Origin of the sequence: Echinicola marina, assembly GCF_020463795.1 — a bacterium.
In the GTDB taxonomy this organism is placed as follows: Bacteria; Bacteroidota; Bacteroidia; order Cytophagales; family Cyclobacteriaceae; genus Echinicola; species Echinicola marina.
Map to the genome: position 1 here is coordinate 3,449,964 of NZ_CP080025.1, position 18,659 is coordinate 3,468,622.

The 18,659-nt window shown below is 41.6% G+C and carries 10 protein-coding genes and 1 CRISPR repeat array (1 of these 11 only partly in view); of the genes, 8 read left to right on the top strand and 2 right to left on the bottom strand.

Going from position 1 to position 18,659, the window contains the following annotated elements:
• Position 1: 1 nt before the first annotated feature.
• Positions 2 to 2,137 carry a beta-L-arabinofuranosidase domain-containing protein gene (locus KZP23_RS14045; protein WP_226332383.1) on the top strand — a complete coding sequence of 712 codons (2,136 nt, stop codon included), beginning with the start codon at positions 2 to 4 and terminating at the stop codon, positions 2,135 to 2,137.
• A 133-nt stretch (positions 2,138 to 2,270) separates the two neighbouring features.
• Positions 2,271 to 4,103, top strand: coding sequence for a glycoside hydrolase family 2 protein (locus tag KZP23_RS14050; RefSeq protein ID WP_226332384.1), 1,833 nt, complete (start codon positions 2,271 to 2,273; stop codon positions 4,101 to 4,103).
• A 108-nt stretch (positions 4,104 to 4,211) separates the two neighbouring features.
• Here the strand turns inward: KZP23_RS14050 and KZP23_RS14055 are convergent, their stop codons facing one another.
• Positions 4,212 to 6,695 carry a zinc-dependent metalloprotease gene (locus KZP23_RS14055; protein WP_226332385.1) on the bottom strand — a complete coding sequence of 828 codons (2,484 nt, stop codon included), beginning with the start codon at positions 6,693 to 6,695 and terminating at the stop codon, positions 4,212 to 4,214.
• A 531-nt stretch (positions 6,696 to 7,226) separates the two neighbouring features.
• Between KZP23_RS14055 and KZP23_RS14060 the strand changes: the two genes are divergently transcribed.
• Positions 7,227 to 9,461, top strand: coding sequence for a S9 family peptidase (locus KZP23_RS14060; protein ID WP_226332386.1), 2,235 nt, complete (start codon positions 7,227 to 7,229; stop codon positions 9,459 to 9,461).
• A 305-nt stretch (positions 9,462 to 9,766) separates the two neighbouring features.
• A complete protein-coding gene (gene nagB, locus KZP23_RS14065; protein ID WP_226332387.1) occupies positions 9,767 to 10,597 on the top strand; it encodes a glucosamine-6-phosphate deaminase in 831 nt (276 codons plus the stop codon).
• 204 nt (positions 10,598 to 10,801) lie between these two features.
• On the opposite strand, the gene KZP23_RS14070 is transcribed toward nagB, so the two are convergent.
• On the bottom strand, positions 10,802 to 12,490 hold the full coding sequence (locus tag KZP23_RS14070; protein WP_317197998.1) for a DUF885 family protein: 1,689 nt from the start codon (positions 12,488 to 12,490) through the stop codon (positions 10,802 to 10,804).
• Positions 12,491 to 12,772: 282 nt separating this feature from the next.
• On the opposite strand from KZP23_RS14070, the gene KZP23_RS14075 reads away from it, so the two are divergent.
• The 4 genes from KZP23_RS14075 to KZP23_RS14090 all read left to right on the top strand — a co-directional run bounded on the left by KZP23_RS14075 (position 12,773) and on the right by KZP23_RS14090 (position 17,559).
• Positions 12,773 to 13,684 (top strand): dihydrodipicolinate synthase family protein, encoded by a 912-nt coding sequence (locus KZP23_RS14075; protein WP_226332388.1) that lies wholly within the window; start codon positions 12,773 to 12,775, stop codon positions 13,682 to 13,684.
• On the top strand, positions 13,684 to 15,120 hold the full coding sequence (locus KZP23_RS14080) for an aldehyde dehydrogenase (NADP(+)) (protein ID WP_226332389.1): 1,437 nt from the start codon (positions 13,684 to 13,686) through the stop codon (positions 15,118 to 15,120). Before KZP23_RS14075 ends, KZP23_RS14080 begins: the two co-directional genes overlap by 1 nt.
• Before the next feature lie 22 nt (positions 15,121 to 15,142).
• Positions 15,143 to 16,141, top strand: coding sequence for a 4-hydroxyproline epimerase (locus tag KZP23_RS14085; RefSeq protein ID WP_226332390.1), 999 nt, complete (start codon positions 15,143 to 15,145; stop codon positions 16,139 to 16,141).
• 164 nt (positions 16,142 to 16,305) lie between these two features.
• The gene (locus KZP23_RS14090; RefSeq protein ID WP_226332392.1) at positions 16,306 to 17,559 is read left to right on the top strand and encodes an NAD(P)/FAD-dependent oxidoreductase; all 1,254 of its coding nucleotides are present in this window, start codon (positions 16,306 to 16,308) and stop codon (positions 17,557 to 17,559) included.
• 796 nt (positions 17,560 to 18,355) lie between these two features.
• Positions 18,356 to 18,659: direct repeats of the CRISPR family, unit length 46 nt; unit sequence GTTGTGAATTGCTTTCAGAATTGTACCTTGTACGGGTAATCACAGC (it continues 1,412 nt past the right edge of the window).

Sequence of the window (18,659 nt, forward strand, 5' to 3'; positions counted from 1 at the left end):
AATGATTTTCAAGAAATACACCCTAATAACCAGTGCAGTCCTGCTAACGCTCCTCTTTTCCTGTAAAGGGGAGAAGCAGGTTGCTGTAGATATTAATTGGGTCGACAGGATCGATACCACTGCTACCAATGCACATTATATCAGTAACAGGGCACCACTTAAACCCAGTGCTCTAATAAAGCTTCCGGTTGGAGCTGTACGACCTGAAGGATTTCTAAAGGAGTATTTGATCAGACAGAAAAATGGGCTTACCGGTAATTTGGGAGAGATCAGTGCCTGGTTACAAAAGGAAGATAATGCCTGGCTCAGCAAGGATGGAGAAGGCCAGTGGGGCTGGGAAGAAGTGCCTTATTGGTTAAAGGGCTATGCCAATATTGGCTATTTGTTGGAAGACCAAAAGATGATTGATGAGGCCATGGTTTGGTTGGAAGGCACCATGGAAAGCCAAAGGGAAGATGGTAATTTCGGACCGAGACATTTCGATGGTGATAATCAGGATTTTTGGGCCAATATGATCATGTTGTATTGTCTACAGTCTTACTATGAATACAGTCATGATGAGCGGGTGATTGACCTGATGACCAGGTATTTTAAATTTGAATTGAACGTTCCCGATGAAAATTTTCTCAACGGATATTGGCAAAAGTTAAGAGGTGGAGATAACCTTCACAGTGTCTATTGGCTGTACAATAGAACCGGAGATCAATTTCTGTTAGAATTGGCCGAAAAGATCCACCGAAATACATCTGACTGGATAGGTAGGCAGCATGATCTCAAGGATATCCATAATTATTATGAAGTAAGGGATGGAGAAGAGGTGCCTGATTGGTACAGAGACCAGATTGACTGGCATAATGTAAATCATGCCCAAGCCTTCAGAGAACCAGCTCAGTATGCCTTGCTTTCCCATGATGAGCAACATACGGCGGCTACTTATGAGAATTTTAATATCATTAGGGAACATTTTGGACAAGTTCCTGGAGGGATGTTTGGGAGTGATGAAAATGCTAGACCTGGTTATGCTGATCCGAGACAAGGTATTGAGACATGTGGTATAGTAGAGCAGATGAATTCAGATGAACACTTGTTGAGAATCACAGGAGATCCATTTTGGGCAGATCATGCGGAAGAAATTGCTTATAATATCTACCCCGCTGCTGTAATGCCTGATTTCAAATCTTTGCATTATATTACTTCTCCCAATATGGTGTTATTGGATGCTGAAAACCATGCCCCAGGCATTGCCAATTCAGGACCTTTTCTGATGATGAACCCCTTTAGTTCCAGGTGTTGTCAGCATAATCATTCCCAAGGATGGCCCTATTTCATAGAAAACCTATGGATGGCTACACCAGATAATGGCTTGGTAGCAGCTATTTATGGCCCAAGTAATGTGACAGCTAAGGTAGGATTAGAAGGCAATGAAGTGACTATCCATGAAAGTACGCATTATCCATTTGAGGAAGATTTGAATTTTACAATTGAAACAGCAGTAGCGGTTGTATTTCCGCTTTACTTGAGAATACCTGAATGGACGCAAAAGGCTGAAATCTTTATCAATGGAGAGTTAGTAAAATCTGAAATTTCTAATTCTGGTTATGTCAAGATAGAGCGCGAGTGGCATTCCAAGGATCAAGTAAAGCTAACCTTGCCCATGGAGATTAGGGTGGATACTTGGGAGAAAAACAGCAATAGCTTTAGTGTGAACCGTGGCCCTTTGACCTATTCATTAAAGATAGGCGAAGATTATATTAAAAGGGACAGTGAAGAAACCGCTATTTGGGATTCCAAATGGCAAGAGGGTGCAGACACCAAGAAATGGCCTTCTTGGGAAGTCCATCCAACGACGGATTGGAATTATAGTTTGGTCTTGGACAAGGATAATCCTGCGGCCTCGCTTACTGTCGAGGAGAAAGAATGGCCGGCATCTGATTTTCCTTTTACCCCGGAAAGTGTCCCAGTGCTGATCAAAGCAAAGGGAAAGCAAATTCCTGAATGGCAGCTAGGCCAATATGGCTTGGTGGGAGAATTGAAGGATTTGCCTAAAACTACAGAGGCTCCCGCAGTGGATGTTGAGCTGATTCCAATGGGAGCAGCCAGATTGCGTATCAGTGCTTTTCCCGAGTTAAAAGAATAGTCAAATAAGAAGAGCCTGGGTGAAAAACCTTTCCAAAGGTTCAACCTTTGGAAAGGTTTATAGAAGCCTTCCAGCTCATATTTTCAAGACATGAAATCATAATTATCAAACTTAAAATAAACCAAAACACAAAATGAAAAAAACAATCTTACTGGGAGCGGGTTTACTTTTGGCCCAATCTTTTGCTTGGGCCCAAAATGGTGCCTGGGAGCCTGCCGAGGGGAAGATCATGACAGCGTGGGCAGAGCAAGTAGATCCTGAAAATGTCCATCAAGAGTACCCAAGACCACAAATGGTAAGGGAAGATAACTGGCAAAACCTGAATGGGCTTTGGCAGTATGAAATCCAAGCAAAAGGTGGAAGTGCTCCATCTTCTTTTGAAGGAGAAATCTTGGTGCCTTTTGCTGTTGAGTCAGCACTTTCTGGTGTAGGAAAAACAGTTGGAAAAGACCAGGAATTATGGTACAAAACCACCTTTGATGCCAAAAAATCCAGCAATGAAAAGGTGCTGCTGCACTTCGGAGCGGTAGATTGGGAAACAGAGGTTTTTGTAAACGGAAAATCTGTAGGGGTTCATCAAGGTGGTTTTACGCCTTTCTCTTTTGACATCACCGACGCCCTTAAGGGAAGAAGGAACAATGAATTGGTGGTAAGGGTTTGGGATCCAACTGATGAGGGACCTCAGCCAAGAGGCAAGCAGGTGAATAATCCACACGGAATTTGGTATACACCTGTAACCGGTATATGGCAGACTGTTTGGACAGAAAATGTTCCTAGCAGCCATATTGTTTCCACTAAAAATACTCCAGATGTAGACGCGGGGACTTTGACGGTAGAGACTGAAGTTGCTGGTGCCCAAGCTGGACAAATGGTAAAAGTGAAAGCCTTGGCCAATGGCGCAGTGGTAGCAGAGAAAGAAGTGGCCGTTGGTGACGCAGCTGTATTATCAATTAATGATGCCAAGCTTTGGGAACCAGGAAATCCTTTCCTTTATGACCTTGAAGTAAGCTTGGTGAAAGGAAACAAGGTGATCGATGCGATTGATGGCTATGCTGCCATGAGAAAAATCAGCATGGAATTGGGAGAAGACGGTATTCAAAGAATGCTCTTGAATGACAAGTTTGTTTTCCAATATGGTCCACTGGATCAAGGATGGTGGCCTGACGGCCTTTATACTGCACCAAATGAAGAAGCTTTGGTGTTTGATATCGCTAAGACCCAGGAAATGGGCTTCAATATGATCCGTAAGCACGTGAAAGTAGAGCCAGCTAGGTGGTATTATCACTGTGACAAAATGGGTATGTTGGTATGGCAGGATATGCCAAGCGGTGACCATGGAAACAGATGGAACCCAAGACCAGGTGTGGCTGGTGTAGGTACCGAAAGGCAACGTACTGCTGAATCTGAGGCCATTTATAGAAAAGAGTGGAAAGATATTATTGATGCCAATTATAACTTCCCATCTATCGTGGTTTGGGTACCGTTTAATGAGGCTTGGGGTCAGTTTAAGACTGAAGAAATTGTAAAGTGGACCGTGGCTTATGATGAAAGCCGCTTGATCAATGGTGCCAGTGGTGGTAACTTCTTCCCTGTTGGTCAGATCATTGATTTGCACAACTATCCAGATCCAGCTATGCCAAGTCCAAGGTTATTTGGTAAGGACATGGTCCTTACTTTAGGTGAATTTGGTGGGCTAGGACTTCCTGTAGATGGCCATACTTGGCAAGAAAAAGACAACTGGGGTTATCAAAGCTTTAAGTCTGTCGGTGAATTGGAAAACAGGTATGAGAAATTAATGGATGATTTGGTGAAATTGATCCCTATGGGACTTTCTGCGGCGGTTTATACACAAACCACTGATGTGGAAGTAGAGACCAATGGACTAATGACCTATGATAGAAAGGTGATTAAACTGACACCAGATTTCCTTAAAAAAGTACATGAAAAACTGTACGAAGCAAAATAAAGTTTAGGATTAGTAGCATCTGCAATTAGTAATAGGGATTATTATTAGATAATGCAGATAAATAGGAAAACCGGGCTGAATCAATAGATTTGCCCGGCTTTTTTGTTTTTATTCTTCGCTGCAAATTGGCCTTAACCATTCAAGACTTTCATTACCAATGGGGGAGCCAGCAGGGGCGGGAAGCGGATCAAGCACCTGGACTTTTTCTTTGGGTGCTTTGTGCATTTGAGCTACAATAGCCTCACAATATTCATAATGGGCCCTTTGTGAGCTATTGGTAAGTGAAGCACTCATTTTTTGGATTAATTTTTCTATTTCAAAATATGCAATACTTCTGGCCTGAGCACTTGCGGCATTGTCCTGGGATAGTTGGATTAATTTCTGCAATAATAATTTTTCGGTCATCCTTTTTATTTCCCCTTCGTAACTGACTTCTCCTGAAAGGCCATCCAAATAATTGATGAGCTGTTCTATTAACCCCTCTAATCCGGGCAGGGAATTGTCCATGGCATGTTGATTGACCAATCTTGATGCCCTTTGAGGGTTGAACAGAAGAGAAAGGCTGAGATCAGCTGCGACCTGAGGAGCTGCCATTGGGTCAAAGGTGAGGCCTGTTTTACCACTGAAGGTTTCTTGAGGATTGGCCCGGTATCCATAAGGTCTTGGTGGAATCAATTCCAATATTTTTTCAGGGACCTTTAAGTTTTCAGGGGATAGGGTCGCTATAATCGACTCAATGGCCTCTTTCTGTTCTTTGGCTGGCACCGTTACTACTGGTTTTTCCTTATTTCCACGTAACCAATAGGAATAATTGACTCCTGCGATCACTTTGGATACGGCTTCTACTTGGTACCGGTGGAATAGGTACATGGGAACAAAGACTTCCTCTATTGTGGCTAATGGCTCACCCATTTTGATTTTACTCTCATCAAAATCAGCCAAAACCAAAGCCCTTATTTTCATTACCTGGTTTAACTCTTCTACTGCATCTTTTCCATTATCCCATAAATGGGTTGCGGGATGGGCACTTCCTGCGGGTCTGGCATCTTGGTCTGAGAGGAAATCCAAGCCTTCTTTTCTATAATCTTCCACCATTTTTTGGATGGCAGCTTTTTCATTTTGGCCTTCAGGGAATTCGGTATAGGCCATTTGAATGGCTACTTTGTCCCATTCACCAATCCCTTCAGCATAAGCATCAGAGATATCCAGTTTTTTTCCTTTAAGTTTGACACTAGGATGAGGGTAGTCCATTACAGAAGCCCGGTTTTGTGAGCTTGCTATATAATTATGGGGCAAACCCAAAGTGTGTCCCACCTCATGAGCTGCCAATTGGCGCATCCTTGCCAATGCCATGTCCAACATGGCTTCATCTTTTACTTCGCCTGTTTCTAGGTAATTGGCTATAAGTCCTTGGGCAATGAGAAAATCCTGTCTTACCCTTAGGGAGCCAAGGGTGACTTTTCCTTTGATGATTTCACCAGTCCTTGGGTCAGTGATGCCTCCTCCATAGGACCATCCACGAGTAGATCGGTGCACCCACTGGACTAAATTATAGCGGATATCCATGGGGTCTGCATCTTCGGGAAGTAGCTTAACTTGGAAGGCATTGATAAAACCTGCGGATTCAAAAGCTTCAGCCCACCATTGGGTGCCTTCCATCAAGGCTGTACGGATTGGCTCAGGTGTTCCCGGATCGATATAGTAAATAATAGGTTCTTTTACCTCACTGGGGGCTGGGCCTGGGGTTACCTTTTCAAGCCTATGGCGTCGAATATATCTCTTGACGATGGATTCATTGATGGGGCTGGCAAAATCATAAAAACTTACCTGATTTACACCAGCTCTGGGATCAAATTCCCTAGGAGTATATCCATCATCAGGGAGTTCCACAAATGAGTGGTGCATCCTCAATGTCACCGCATCTGGACTTGGTGTGACACTTCTTAAATAACCACCCGCTTGAGCGCCTGTTAGGGTAATGATGGCCTCTATTTCTGTGTTTTTAGGAAATGCTTTGGTCCTTTCCAAATAAACTGCCGAACGGCTCTTGTCTACTTTATAATTACCTTGGTTATTTCTACTGATTGATTGGGCAGCGTCAATAGCATCTCGAAGGACAAAGTCAGTCACATCCACTAGGTAGTGTTCGTTGGTTTGGGCAGAAAGCTCAAATCCCCAAAGTACAGATTTAGCAAATGATTCTTCGACGGCTTTTTGTTCCATGGGATTATCCGTATTGGCCCGATAATCATAATTGCTCTCAGTCATCAATATTTTATTTCCAGATTTATTGAAACTTACCACATGGGAGCCACCGAGTCTTCCTCTGTCCAAACCAATATCATTTGACCCTAAACCAGCGGCTAAGGAGGGGTAATAGAGGATTTCTTTATCTAGGGCAGTGATTTCAAGATAAATCTTACCACTTGCATCATCCCAGTACAAGGGGTAAAAACCGTCTTGATTGACCATGTTTTCAGTAAAGGAAGAAATCGTTGGCAATGGTTTTTGTTGTGCAGCTAGTTGATTCACCCTAGTGAGAAAGACAAAGAGAGCTATTAGCAGTAGGGTTTTTTCTGGTTTAATCTTCATAGTATTCATTAGTGATGATGTGAAATGGTTAAAAATTTAAGCAGGCCATTTGGGTAGATAGGTGTACCGAAAATAATAATGAAAGGAGCGTTTCCTCTATACTTGTGAATATAATAATATCTGATTATCCGCAATGATGCCAGTAACCTTAAATCCTTTGCTTAAGTGGTCGGGAGTTTGAAGACTGAAGACCGAAGGAGTTGATGTTTTAATTAAAACGAACATTTCGATTCGCTTTTAACTTTTACTGGTGCAATTGCGGATATACATATAATAATAAATAAAAATCAATAATTGACCATGATTAATGGTCTGTACGGCTGTATATTTTTGTAAAAGAACGCTTAGGCTATATGGTTGAAGGTTTATTGAGGGGCTATGGTAGTAGATATCCGAATAGAGGAAAGAAGAGCACTTTTAAATAATAGAATAGTTAACCCTGTATCAGTATTGGTTAGTTTGGTGAAATAGGTTAAGCTAAGATTATTATAAGTTGTATGGTGTAAATTTGTAATATTAAACCTCTTTTTTATGATAAAAAGATATTTGTATTGTTTGATCCTTGGTACTTTACTCAGTCATGGATTGTTTGCTCAGGGTACACTCAAAGACTATAAAAGTGCTGCAGAGGTAAAGAAAGCTTTTTCGAAAGTTTATTATGCGCCCGGTAAGTTTAACTGGATTGATGATAGTCAAGATTTTTGGTATTCCATGAAAACTAAAAACGGTACTGAATATATCAGAGTGAAGCCAGAAAGTACCAGTAAAGGTCCCTTGTTTGATCAGCAAGATTTGAGCGAGAAGTTGAATAAGGAACTGAAAGATACGCTAAAAGCCTTCCATCTGCCTATTAAGGAACTTAAGGTGGCGAATAAAGGGACCTTGCTTGAATTTCAGGTAAAGAGATTTTATTGGAAGTATGATTTGCAAAATGGTGATCTAAAAAAAGGAGATGCCATAAATGAGGAGAATAAGGGCTACTGGGGAAACAGATGGGATGAGCGTAAAGGAGATCCAGTGCAATCACCAGATGGTAGTCAGGAGGCATTTATTAGAGAAAATAATATTTGGGTCAAAGACCTGAAAAATGGTGAGCTGACCCAACTGAGTTTTGATGGCTCTCCTGGAGAGTTTTATGCAGCATCACTTAAATGGTCACCAGATGGAGAAAAATTAGCCACTTATAAAGTGCGACCTGCACCTGTACGAAAATTAACTTTGATATCTTCTGCTCCTGTAGGACAGCTACAGCCCTCCATAGAAACAAGAGATTATGTAAAACCGGGGGATGCCCTGCCTGTTAAGCAGCCTGTTTTGATTCATGTGGAATCTCAACAGTGCTTGCCTATAAAAACAGATCTAATAGATCATCAGTTTTCCCTTTCAGGCATCAGATGGCGTGAAGATAGCCGGGCATTTACTTTTGAATACAATCAAAGGGGACACCAAGTGTATAGGGTGTTGGAGGTTAATGCTGAGGATGCTTCTATCAGGACCTTAATTGAGGAAAGAAGTGAGACCTTTATCCATTATAGTGGGAAGAAATTTCGCAAGGATCTTGCAGACGGGAAGGAAATTATTTGGGCTTCAGAACGTGATGGTTGGAATCATTTGTATTTGTATGATGGGGAAACTGGGAAGGTTAAAAGACAAATTACCAAAGGATCTTGGGTGGTCAGAGAGGTGCTGCATATAGATGAAGAAGCGCGGAAGATATTCTTTTTGGCCAGTGGTTTAAAAAATGGGGAAGATCCCTATCATCTTCACCTGTGCAGCATCAGTTTGGACAAAGATGATTTTAGGCAGTTGAGCCAGGAAAAGGCCAATCACCAGATAAGCCTTTCTCCTGATAAAAAGTATTTTGTCGATCATTATTCCCGCCAGGATATGCCTGCAGTTACTGTACTCAAAAGCTTAGAGAGTGGAGATAAGGTCATGGATTTGGAAAAAGCTGATATCAGCGAAATTGAAAAAGAAGGATGGAAAGCCCCCGAGATTTTTTCTGCCAAGGGAAGGGATGGGAAAACGGATATCTGGGGATTGATTATCAAACCAAGAAATTTTGATCCTAAAAAGTCCTATCCAGTAATCGAGTATATCTATGCGGGTCCGCATGACTCTTTTGTGCCCAAATCATTTGCCCCCAATTATCGTGGTTTGAATGAATTGGCTGAATTGGGTTTTATAGTAGTTCAAATAGATGGAATGGGTACTTCCAATCGTTCCAAAGCCTTCCATGATGTTTGCTGGAAGAATCTGAAGGATGCGGGCTTTCCAGATAGGAAACTATGGTTGAAGGCAGCAGCTAAGAGCCGGCCTTATATGGATTTGGAAAGGGTGGGGATTTTTGGGACCTCTGCTGGAGGTCAAAGCTCAACCGGAGCCTTATTATTCCATCCGGAATTTTATAAAGTGGCTGTTTCTTCCTGTGGTTGCCATGACAACCGGATGGATAAAATCTGGTGGAATGAGCAATGGATGGGCTATCCAATAGGAGAGCATTATGCAGCATGTTCCAATGTGGTCAATGCAGGTAATTTGGAAGGAAAACTACTCTTGATTGTCGGAGAAATGGATGATAATGTAGATCCTTCGTCCACTTATCAATTGGTAGATGAATTGATTAAAAATGATAAGGATTTTGAGTTTTTGATGGTGCCTGGTATGGGACATAGCTCAGGAGGAAGTTATGGAGAGCATAAGCGAAGGGACTTTTTTGTAGAACATCTACTTGGGGTTGAACCACCAGCTTGGAGTAGTTTTTAATTAAATCAATTTTGGAATTACTATACCTGAATTACTGGTGAATTCAGGGAATGGAGATGAATTTTAGAACAGGCTATGCTAGTGTATGGCCTGTTTTTTTGCGAATCTGTTCTACGATGAAATGAGCCTAGCAATACAAAAGGCAATTAAAATCATGTACATTGATTTCTCTGATAGTCTTAATTGTGTATTTTTTGTATATTTATTGCGTTAATAAATAAAATATTTCAATAAGATTGACCAGTTGATTAATTAATATTGGGAATATAATTGATGGCTTTTTTATAAATCAAAATATTAAATAAATGAGGCTTCTAATCCAGAATAACTATGATTTGCTATCGAAGTGGGTAGCAAATTATATTGCAGACAAAATCAATGCGCATCAAAAAAAGCATAGCAGACCATTTGTGCTAGGTTTGCCTACAGGATCTTCTCCGATCGGTACATATAAGGAACTGGCAGCATTGAACAAGAGTGGTAAGCTTAGCTTCAAAAATGTCATTACTTTCAATATGGACGAATATGTAGCATTGGAAGAGACTCATCCTGAAAGTTATCATTCCTTTATGTTCAAGCATTTCTTTGATCATATTGATATTCCTAAGGAGAACATTAATATTTTGGATGGTAATGCGGAAGATTTAAGCTTGGAATGTGAAAAATATGAAGCGAAGATCAAAGAAGTAGGAGGGATTGATTTGTTCTTGGGTGGAATAGGAACTGATGGGCATATCGCCTTTAATGAACCCGGCTCCTCACTGTCTTCCAGAACGAGGGTAAAAACGCTGAACACAGAAACCAGAATGGTCAATTCAAGATTTTTTGAAAATGATATCAATAAGGTGCCGAAGTTAGCCCTGACGGTGGGAGTGGGGACTGTAATGGATGCAAAGGAAGTAGTGGTGATCGTGAGTGGACATCAAAAAGCCCGGGCATTGCATAAGGCTGTAGAGGGAGGCGTTTCCCATATGTGGACCTTAAGTGCTTTGCAGTTGCATAATAAATCCATGATTGTATGTGATGAGGAAGCAACTATAGACTTGAAAGTGGGGACTTATAAATACTTCAAGGATATAGAAAAACATAATATTGAACCTACCAAGGATAAGGAAACTGATCAGTATTTGTATTAATAGTTAACTTAGTGTGTTTCCCTATATGCTGCTTCATCTATAATAATTAAGTGGCTGATACACTTTTTGTCATTGGTACGATAGGAGAAATCTCTTGATTTTTCACTTCCAGAAATCAATCATTTGAGATTCTTCCTATCGCCAAAATGACACAAAAATCAGGTTAACCAGAAAGCTATTTTTTGTTTCAAGTAATTGATCTTTTTAGTCCTTTAAAAATTCCCACTGGGTTTTATGGTTTTTGGATAATGTCTCGTTTTTCATCCTGGCCCTGATGAGTTCCACTGGGATGGCATTTTGACTGAGAACCTTATCATGAAATTCCTTTTCGCTCATGTTGCCATTATCGACTAATTCTTGTTTTAAAGAGTAGAACTGAAGTCCGCCGACCATATAGGCAATTTGGTACAATGGGCCATAATTCCCTTCAAAGGACCTTCTCACTTCGGCTTCAGCATTGGCATATTCATGGCCTACCTTCTCTACCAAAAAGTCAATACACTGCTGAGGACTCATATTTCCCAAGTGGTAATTTAGGGAAAAAATGATCCTGGCACATCGGTGCATCCTCCAGAATAGCATGCCGATTTTGTCTTCTGTATTTCTAGGGAAATCCTTTTCCCATAGGTTCATTTCCCAATATAAGGCCCATCCTTCCATCCAAAAGGGCGTATAAAACAGTCTCCTGTGTGGCTTGTGTCTTTGCATCATAAAACCTTGCAGGTGATGTCCTGGGATAATTTCATGGTGTACAACGGCACGCGAAAAATGCGGGTTGTTTCCTCTCATGCTCATCATCTTATCTTCATGGCTCATTTCAGCAGTAGGATAGGAGATAAGAATGGTCTCTCCGCCCAAAAAGAAGGGGCTTACCTTTTGTCTTTCTGCTGACATCATTTTGGTTCTCCAAACTTCCTTGGCCAACTCTGGAATGGTAATCAGGTCATGCTTTTCCACATATTCTGTGGCTTCAACCACCATATTAGCTACATCTTCAGGCCACTGTCCAGCAGGAACATAGGTGTTTTTGACATGTTCAAGGGCTGCTTTCCAGTCTTTTTCATAGCCTAGCTCTTCAGATGCTTTGAGCATTTCCTTTTCACACCAGGCAAATTGTTTTTCTGCTTCAGCTATCAATTCTTCAGCAGTATAAGGAATCAGCTCAAATTCCAGCTCTTTCTGTATGGCCTCTGCTCCAATAGGATGACCTATGATGCCACTGCCATCATCTTTGATGCTGGTGTTTTTAAAGTTTTTCTCCAAAAGGTCAGCATAAGCTTTTAGGTTTTTGTCCAGCTTTTCCCAAGGCTGGGCCACCCACCAAGTGAATACTGGGTCATAGCCATTATAAAAATCATACGATTCCTGCAATTCATGTTGAAGGGATCTTACGCTCTTGGCTGCCAAATCTGCTTTTTGCCAACTATCGTAAGGCTCGCTTTTTAGGGCTTCCGATTTTTTGTCGATTGCCTGGCTGGCCGCTGTGAATTGTTCTGCGATGGCCTTGGCATCTGGTTTTGTGGCTCTTCTTCTGTTGACATAAAATGCTTGCAGTTCAGTGCTAAAGTCCAATACCCCGCTGATCTCCTTGAATTTTCCGTGATCTTCTCGATGAAAATAAAGTTGCTTCTCCAAATAGTTCTTAAAGGCCAAGTAATCAATTTTATCATCAGGACTTAATGTACCATAATTGATGGACTCTACTTTTTGAAGCCATTGATGATAAAAGCGATCCATTCTTTGAAAGTACTCTTCACTGAGGTGATTGCTGTATTTCCTGTTCAGGGCAGAACGATCCGCCTGGAAGCTCATAATGGGCTCGTAAAGTGCATTGGCTTTGATCAAAAGAGGGAAAAAGAGCAATGATAGTAATATTAAAGCTTGTTTCATCATGTCAAATAGGCTCAATTAAATTCAAAATATTATTTGTGCTTCAAAAAATTATCCGCTTGCAAAGGTTGTGTTAGGGGTTCAAAAATGTATTATTTTTTCATTGGATAAAAGAATGGATTAGAATTTCTTAGCAATAGTTTAAATTCAAATGTTTTGGCCATACTTTATAGTAATGTGAATCCAGTATTAGCTCAGGGAATATTGTATTACTAATCACTAATTTGGTGCAATATTCTCATTGGTCGGGATACTAACTTTGTCACAAACATAAACTTGAAGACTATGAATTGGAATGGCGTTTTTCCTGCAGTGACTACGAAGTTTCATGCTGATGGCAGCATTGATTATGATACTTTTTTCTTGAATCTTGAGGCACAGCTTGAAGGAGGTGTAAAAGGGGTGATCTTAGGTGGTACACTTGGTGAGTCCAGTGTGTTGGAAGATGAGGAGAAAATTGAATTGACGCAAAGAACTGTTGAAAAGCTGGCTGGCAGGGTGCCTGTGATTTTGAATATAGCAGAGGGTTCAACCGCAAAGGCGATTCAATGGGCTCAGAAAGCAGAAAAGCTGGGGGTGGAAGCCTTGATGTTATTGCCTCCGATGAGATACCCGTCAGATCACAGAGAGACAGTTGCTTATTTCAAAGCCGTAGCAGATGCTACTTCCCTTCCAATCATGATCTATAATAATCCTGTGGATTATAAAACTTATGTCACTTTGGAGATGTTTGAGGAATTGGCTGCATGTGATAATATACAGGCAGTGAAGGAGTCTACACGCGATGTATCCAATGTGACCAGGATGAAAACGAAATTTGGAGATAGGTACAAAATACTTTGTGGCGTAGATACTTTGACCATGGAAAGTGTTTTGATGGGAGCTGATGGACTAGTAGCTGGATTGGTTTGTGCTTTCCCTAAGGAAACTGTCGTGCTATTTGATTTGATCAAAGCAAGGAAAATAGATGAAGCATTAGAAATTTATAGATGGTTCCTTCCTCTCTTGGAATTGGATATTCATCCTAAATTGGTACAATACATTAAGCTGGCCGAGCAAATGGTAGGCTTGGGTACAGAAAATGTACGTGCGCCTAGATTGACTTTGATCGGTGAGGAAAGAGAAAGAATTGAAAAGATAATCCAAACTGGTATAGATAACAGACCAGCACTAGCATCTTTAAAAACAAGCGTATAATGCAAATTGATAAGGTATTAGAACAGTCCGCGCAAGCTTTTACTATTTATAAAAAGACATCCTTGGCAGAGAGAGCCAGCTTCTTAAGAAACATGGCCGCCTCCCTTGGTGAAATAAAAGAGGAGTTGATCCCAATAGCCTGTGAGGAATCGCATTTGCCTGAAGGTAGAATTACAGGGGAATTGGGCAGGACCACGGGACAGATTAATCTTTTTGCAGATTATATTGAAGAGGGGAGTTGGCTTGAGGCGACCATTGACCATGGAAATCCTGAAAGGACTCCAGTAGCTAAGCCGGATCTGCGCAGGTATTTGGTACCCATAGGTCCAGTAGTGGTCTTTGGAGCCAGTAATTTCCCTCTGGCCTTTTCTACCGCTGGAGGAGATACTGTTTCTGCTTTGGCAGCAGGCTGTCCAGTAGTTTATAAAGGTCATCCATCCCATCCCAAAACTTCCCTTTTGGTATATGGAGCCATCAAAAAAGCTTTGGAAAAAGCTGGTTTGCCAACAGCCGTCTTCCAACATGTAGAAGGAGGAATAGCAGAAGGACAGGCCTTGGTGAAACATCCTTTGACCAAGGCAGTAGGCTTTACAGGCTCTTTTAAGGGAGGCAAAGCCTTGTTTGATTTGGCCAACAGCCGTGAGGAGCCTATTCCTGTATATGCAGAAATGGGCAGTACCAATCCGATTTTTGTGACAGAAAAGCCTTTGGATGATTTGGATAAGTTGGCAGCATTATATGCTCAGTCACTTACCATGGGAGTCGGACAATTCTGTACAAATCCTGGGGTGATTTTTATCCCAGAGAAATTTGCTCAAGAATTTGCTTCGGTAGCAGGAGGGAAACTGGCAGAAATTGATGGTCAGACCATGTTGAATGCAGGTATTCAGAAGGCTTATAGTGCAAGTCTATCCGAAATAGAAAAGCTCCATACGGTGATATGGTCTAAAAAAGCAGAACAATCAGATAAAGGTTATCCTGCCCTGGCCCTTACCGATACCCAATCCTGGTTGGAAGATAAAGCCTTGCAAGAAGAGGTTTTTGGACCATTCGGGATAGTGGTTTCCTATAATAGCCCAGAGGAATTGATGGAAGCTGCCCAATCACTTCAGGGGCAATTGACCATTACGCTTTGGGCTGATAAATCGGAACTTGAGCTTAAGGAGGATTTGATCAGTGCATTGCAGGAAAAATGCGGTAGACTGTTGTTTGGGGGTGTCCCAACAGGGGTGGAAGTAGGCCATGCCATGCAACATGGAGGTCCTTTCCCCTCGACTACCGATAGCAGAACTACTTCTGTAGGCGTTTATGCCATCAAGCGATTTGTAAGGCCATTGGCTTTACAGAATTGCCCGGATGAATTGCTTCCGGCAGCTTTAAAAGAAGCCAATCCATTGGGGATTCCAAGAACTGTGGATGGCAAATTGGTGTCTTAATATATTGGTGCTAAATACTTGAATGAAGAAAACATTTAGTTGTATTGATTCCCATACCTGTGGCAATCCAGTGAGGGTGGTCACCGGTGGGATTCCCTTTTTGGAAGGGGAAAATATGTTCGAAAAACGGCAGTTTTTCATGGAACATTATGATTGGATCCGCAGAGGTCTGATGTTTGAGCCCAGAGGGCATGATATGATGTCTGGATCCATGTTATATCCGCCACATGACCCAGAAAATGATGTGGCAGTACTTTATATTGAGACCAGTGGGTGTTTGCCCATGTGTGGTCATGGGACGATCGGTACGGTGACCGTAGCCATTGAAGAGGGCCTTGTGGTTCCCAAGGTACCGGGAAAACTAAGGCTAGAGACTCCGGCAGGTTTGGTATTGGTAAGCTATGTACAGGAAGGCAAGCATGTTAAATCAGTAAAGCTGACCAATGTGGCCAGTTTTGTCAGTGCAAAGGACCTGAGTATCCATTGTGAAGAACTGGGTGAATTGAGCTTTGATGTTTCCTATGGCGGGAATTTTTATGCGATCATTGATCCTCAGGAGAACTTTGCTGGACTTCAGGATTTTAGTGCAGAACAACTTATTGTGATGAGCCGGAAATTGCGTAAGGCAATTAATGAAAAATATGAGTTTGTACATCCAGAAAATCCAAGGATTCATGGCCTAAGTCATATTCAGTGGATTGGAAAACCATTGGATGAGGCTTCTGATAGCAGAAACGCCGTCTTTTATGGAGATAAAGCCATAGACCGCTCTCCCTGCGGTACAGGGACTTCGGCCAGAATGGCCCAATTACATGCAAGAGGCAAGCTTAAGGTCCATCAATCCTTTGTCAATGAAAGTTATATAGGCTCAAAATTTACCGGTGAGATAGTCGGGACTACTCAAGTAGGCGGAGAACCGGCGATCATTCCAAGTATAGAGGGATGGGCCAAAATTACGGGTTATAATACGATATTTCTGGATGATGATGATCCCTATATGGAGGGGTTTCAAGTGATTTGATATAGACTTGAGACATGAGAAGTGAGATGGGAGACAGATGGTTCAATATGATCAAGAATTGAAATGTCTTTTGTCCCATTTGGGACAGTAACCCTTTTTGAATAAAAACCCATTTAGTATTCGGAATTTTTCTGGATGCTCTTAATAATGTTGAGAAAGCGTTTATGAAACCAACGATTGTAATAGGAGGAGGGATAGTCGGTCTGTTTACGGCATATTATCTTCAAAAGGAGGGGGAAGAAGTGATTGTCATTGATAAGGGAGACTTGGAGGAAAATTGCTCTACGGGCAATGCGGGGATGATCGTGCCGAGTCATATTGTCCCCTTGGCATCCCCGGGTATGATTTCCAAGGGAATCTCTTGGATGTTATCTTCAAAAAGCCCCTTTTATATTCAGCCCCGACTGGACAGGAGACTGATAGAGTGGTGTCTGTTGTTTTATAGAAACTCAAGCGCAAAGCATGTACAAAAATCCATTCCATTTTTAAAGGGAATCAGCTTGTTCAGTAAGCAGTTGTATTTGGACTTTATCGCCGAACATGGCAATGGAAAGATCAATTTTCAGGATAAGGGCCTTTTGATGCTTTATAAAAGCAAAGAAGGTGAGCAGGAGGAAATCGAATTTAGCCATTTGGCGAAGCAAAGTGGAATTGCTGTGGAGGTGCTTAGTAGGAAGGAAGTCCAAAAATTGGAGCCCAATCAGGAAGTGGATGTACGTGGTGGAATTTATTTTCCAGATGATGCCCATTTGTCTCCGAAGGATTTGTACCAGTATCTAAAGCAATATTTGCAAAATAAAGGGGTAAAATTAAAAAGCAATTTGAATGTTACGGGATTTGAAAAGGGAGCGGATGAAGTGCAAGCGGTGCTTACCACAGAAGGTAGGATTACCTGTAAGCAGGTGATGGTATGTGCAGGTTCATGGTCTGGAGAGATAGCCAAAATGCTCGGTTTCAAATTGCCCATGATGGGAGGAAAGGGCTATAGTTTTGTGCTGCCCAATAGTCCACAGCTAATGCAGTCAAGCATCCTTACAGAGGCCAGGGTTTCCCAGAGTCCTTATGGGGATAAAGTGCGTTTTGGTGGAACAATGGAGATTTCGAACAGGGCAGATAGTATCAATCTTAATAGAGTTAGGGGGATTTATGAGTCGATAAGCAATTATTATCCGAAATTCGAGGCAGAATTTCCCCAAAATGATCAAATATGGAAAGGTATGCGTCCATGTTCACCGGATGGTTTGCCCTATATCGGTAAGGCTCCCAAATGGAAGAATGTGGCATTCGGGGCTGGGCATAGCATGATGGGGCTGAGCTTGGCACCTGCAACAGGCAAAATCCTGGCGGATCTTGTAAAGGGCAAAGCGGTGGATGTTAAATTGGCGGCATTTGCAGTGGGGAGGTATACCCATTACTAGTTACATATTAATCTGAGATAGCATAATATCAAGAAGGGCTGATGTTGGTCTGAGTTTACATTGTTTCTGGAAATTACTACTAATATGCAGCCTTAACCCAGCTTTGCCCCAACTTTACCCCAGCTTTGATATAGCTTTACCCTAGCTTTGCTATTACTTTACTACTAGTTTGAAGTAGAGGAAATAGTGAATCATTTTAGCATTCAGGAGAATCCATTGAAAGTAAAATCTTACGGATATTTGTATCTAGTAATGGTAATTTCAAAGAGGGTTCGAATCCTTCCTCGCGCAGACTTGTTGTAAATTACATTCAGAAATGCGCAAGCATTCATGAGAACCATTGAAAAGTAAAAGTTCACGAATACTTGTACCTTGTACGGGTAATCACAGCCTAAATTTAAAGCGTGTTCCATATCTATAAGTTGTGAATTGCTTTCAGAAATGCGCAAGCATTCATGAGAACCATTGAAAAGCAAAAGTTCACGAATACTTGTACCTTGTACGGGTAATCACAGCGAAAGCAAGGCAGTGTCTTCACCATACTTTGTTGTGAATTGCTTTCAGAAATGCGCAAGCATTCATGAGAACCATTGAAAAGTAAAAGTTCACGAATACTTGTACCTTGTACGGGTAATCACAGCGTCTTTGGAGTATGCCAAGCACGTAGTTGAGTTGTGAATTGCTTTCAGAAATGCGCAAGCATTCATGAGAACCATTGAAAAGCAAAAGTTCACGAATAATTGTACCTTGTACGGGTAATCACAGCGATCACTATTATTTAGCTACAAACACTGGGGTTGTGAATTGCTTTCAGAATTGTACCTTGTACGGGTAATCACAGCAAACCAGAAAAAGCAAAGAACCCCGTCCCCGTTGTGAATTGCTTTCAGAATTGTACCTTGTACGGGTAATCACAGCCCCTTCGTGGATTCAGGCGACAGCGGAGGGGTTGTGAATTGCTTTCAGAATTGTACCTTGTACGGGTAATCACAGCACCAGGGAGCAGGCTTTCAACCTTTACTGGGTTGTGAATTGCTTTCAGAATTGTACCTTGTACGGGTAATCACAGCCTTCTCTTTTGCTTAAATACCCTAATAGGG

Bases quoted from the DNA above. Each gene is read 5' to 3' on its own strand.
- KZP23_RS14050 (WP_226332384.1), top strand. From the start codon at position 2,271: ATGAAAAAAACAATCTTACTGGGAGCGGGTTTACTTTTGGCCCAATCT.
- KZP23_RS14055 (WP_226332385.1), bottom strand. From the start codon at position 6,695: ATGAAGATTAAACCAGAAAAAACCCTACTGCTAATAGCTCTCTTTGTC.
- KZP23_RS14045 (WP_226332383.1), top strand. From the start codon at position 2: ATGATTTTCAAGAAATACACCCTAATAACCAGTGCAGTCCTGCTAACG.
- nagB (WP_226332387.1), top strand. From the start codon at position 9,767: ATGAGGCTTCTAATCCAGAATAACTATGATTTGCTATCGAAGTGGGTA.
- KZP23_RS14085 (WP_226332390.1), top strand. From the start codon at position 15,143: ATGAAGAAAACATTTAGTTGTATTGATTCCCATACCTGTGGCAATCCA.
- KZP23_RS14070 (WP_317197998.1), bottom strand. From the start codon at position 12,490: ATGATGAAACAAGCTTTAATATTACTATCATTGCTCTTTTTCCCTCTT.
- KZP23_RS14060 (WP_226332386.1), top strand. From the start codon at position 7,227: ATGATAAAAAGATATTTGTATTGTTTGATCCTTGGTACTTTACTCAGT.
- KZP23_RS14075 (WP_226332388.1), top strand. From the start codon at position 12,773: ATGAATTGGAATGGCGTTTTTCCTGCAGTGACTACGAAGTTTCATGCT.
- KZP23_RS14080 (WP_226332389.1), top strand. From the start codon at position 13,684: ATGCAAATTGATAAGGTATTAGAACAGTCCGCGCAAGCTTTTACTATT.
- KZP23_RS14090 (WP_226332392.1), top strand. From the start codon at position 16,306: ATGAAACCAACGATTGTAATAGGAGGAGGGATAGTCGGTCTGTTTACG.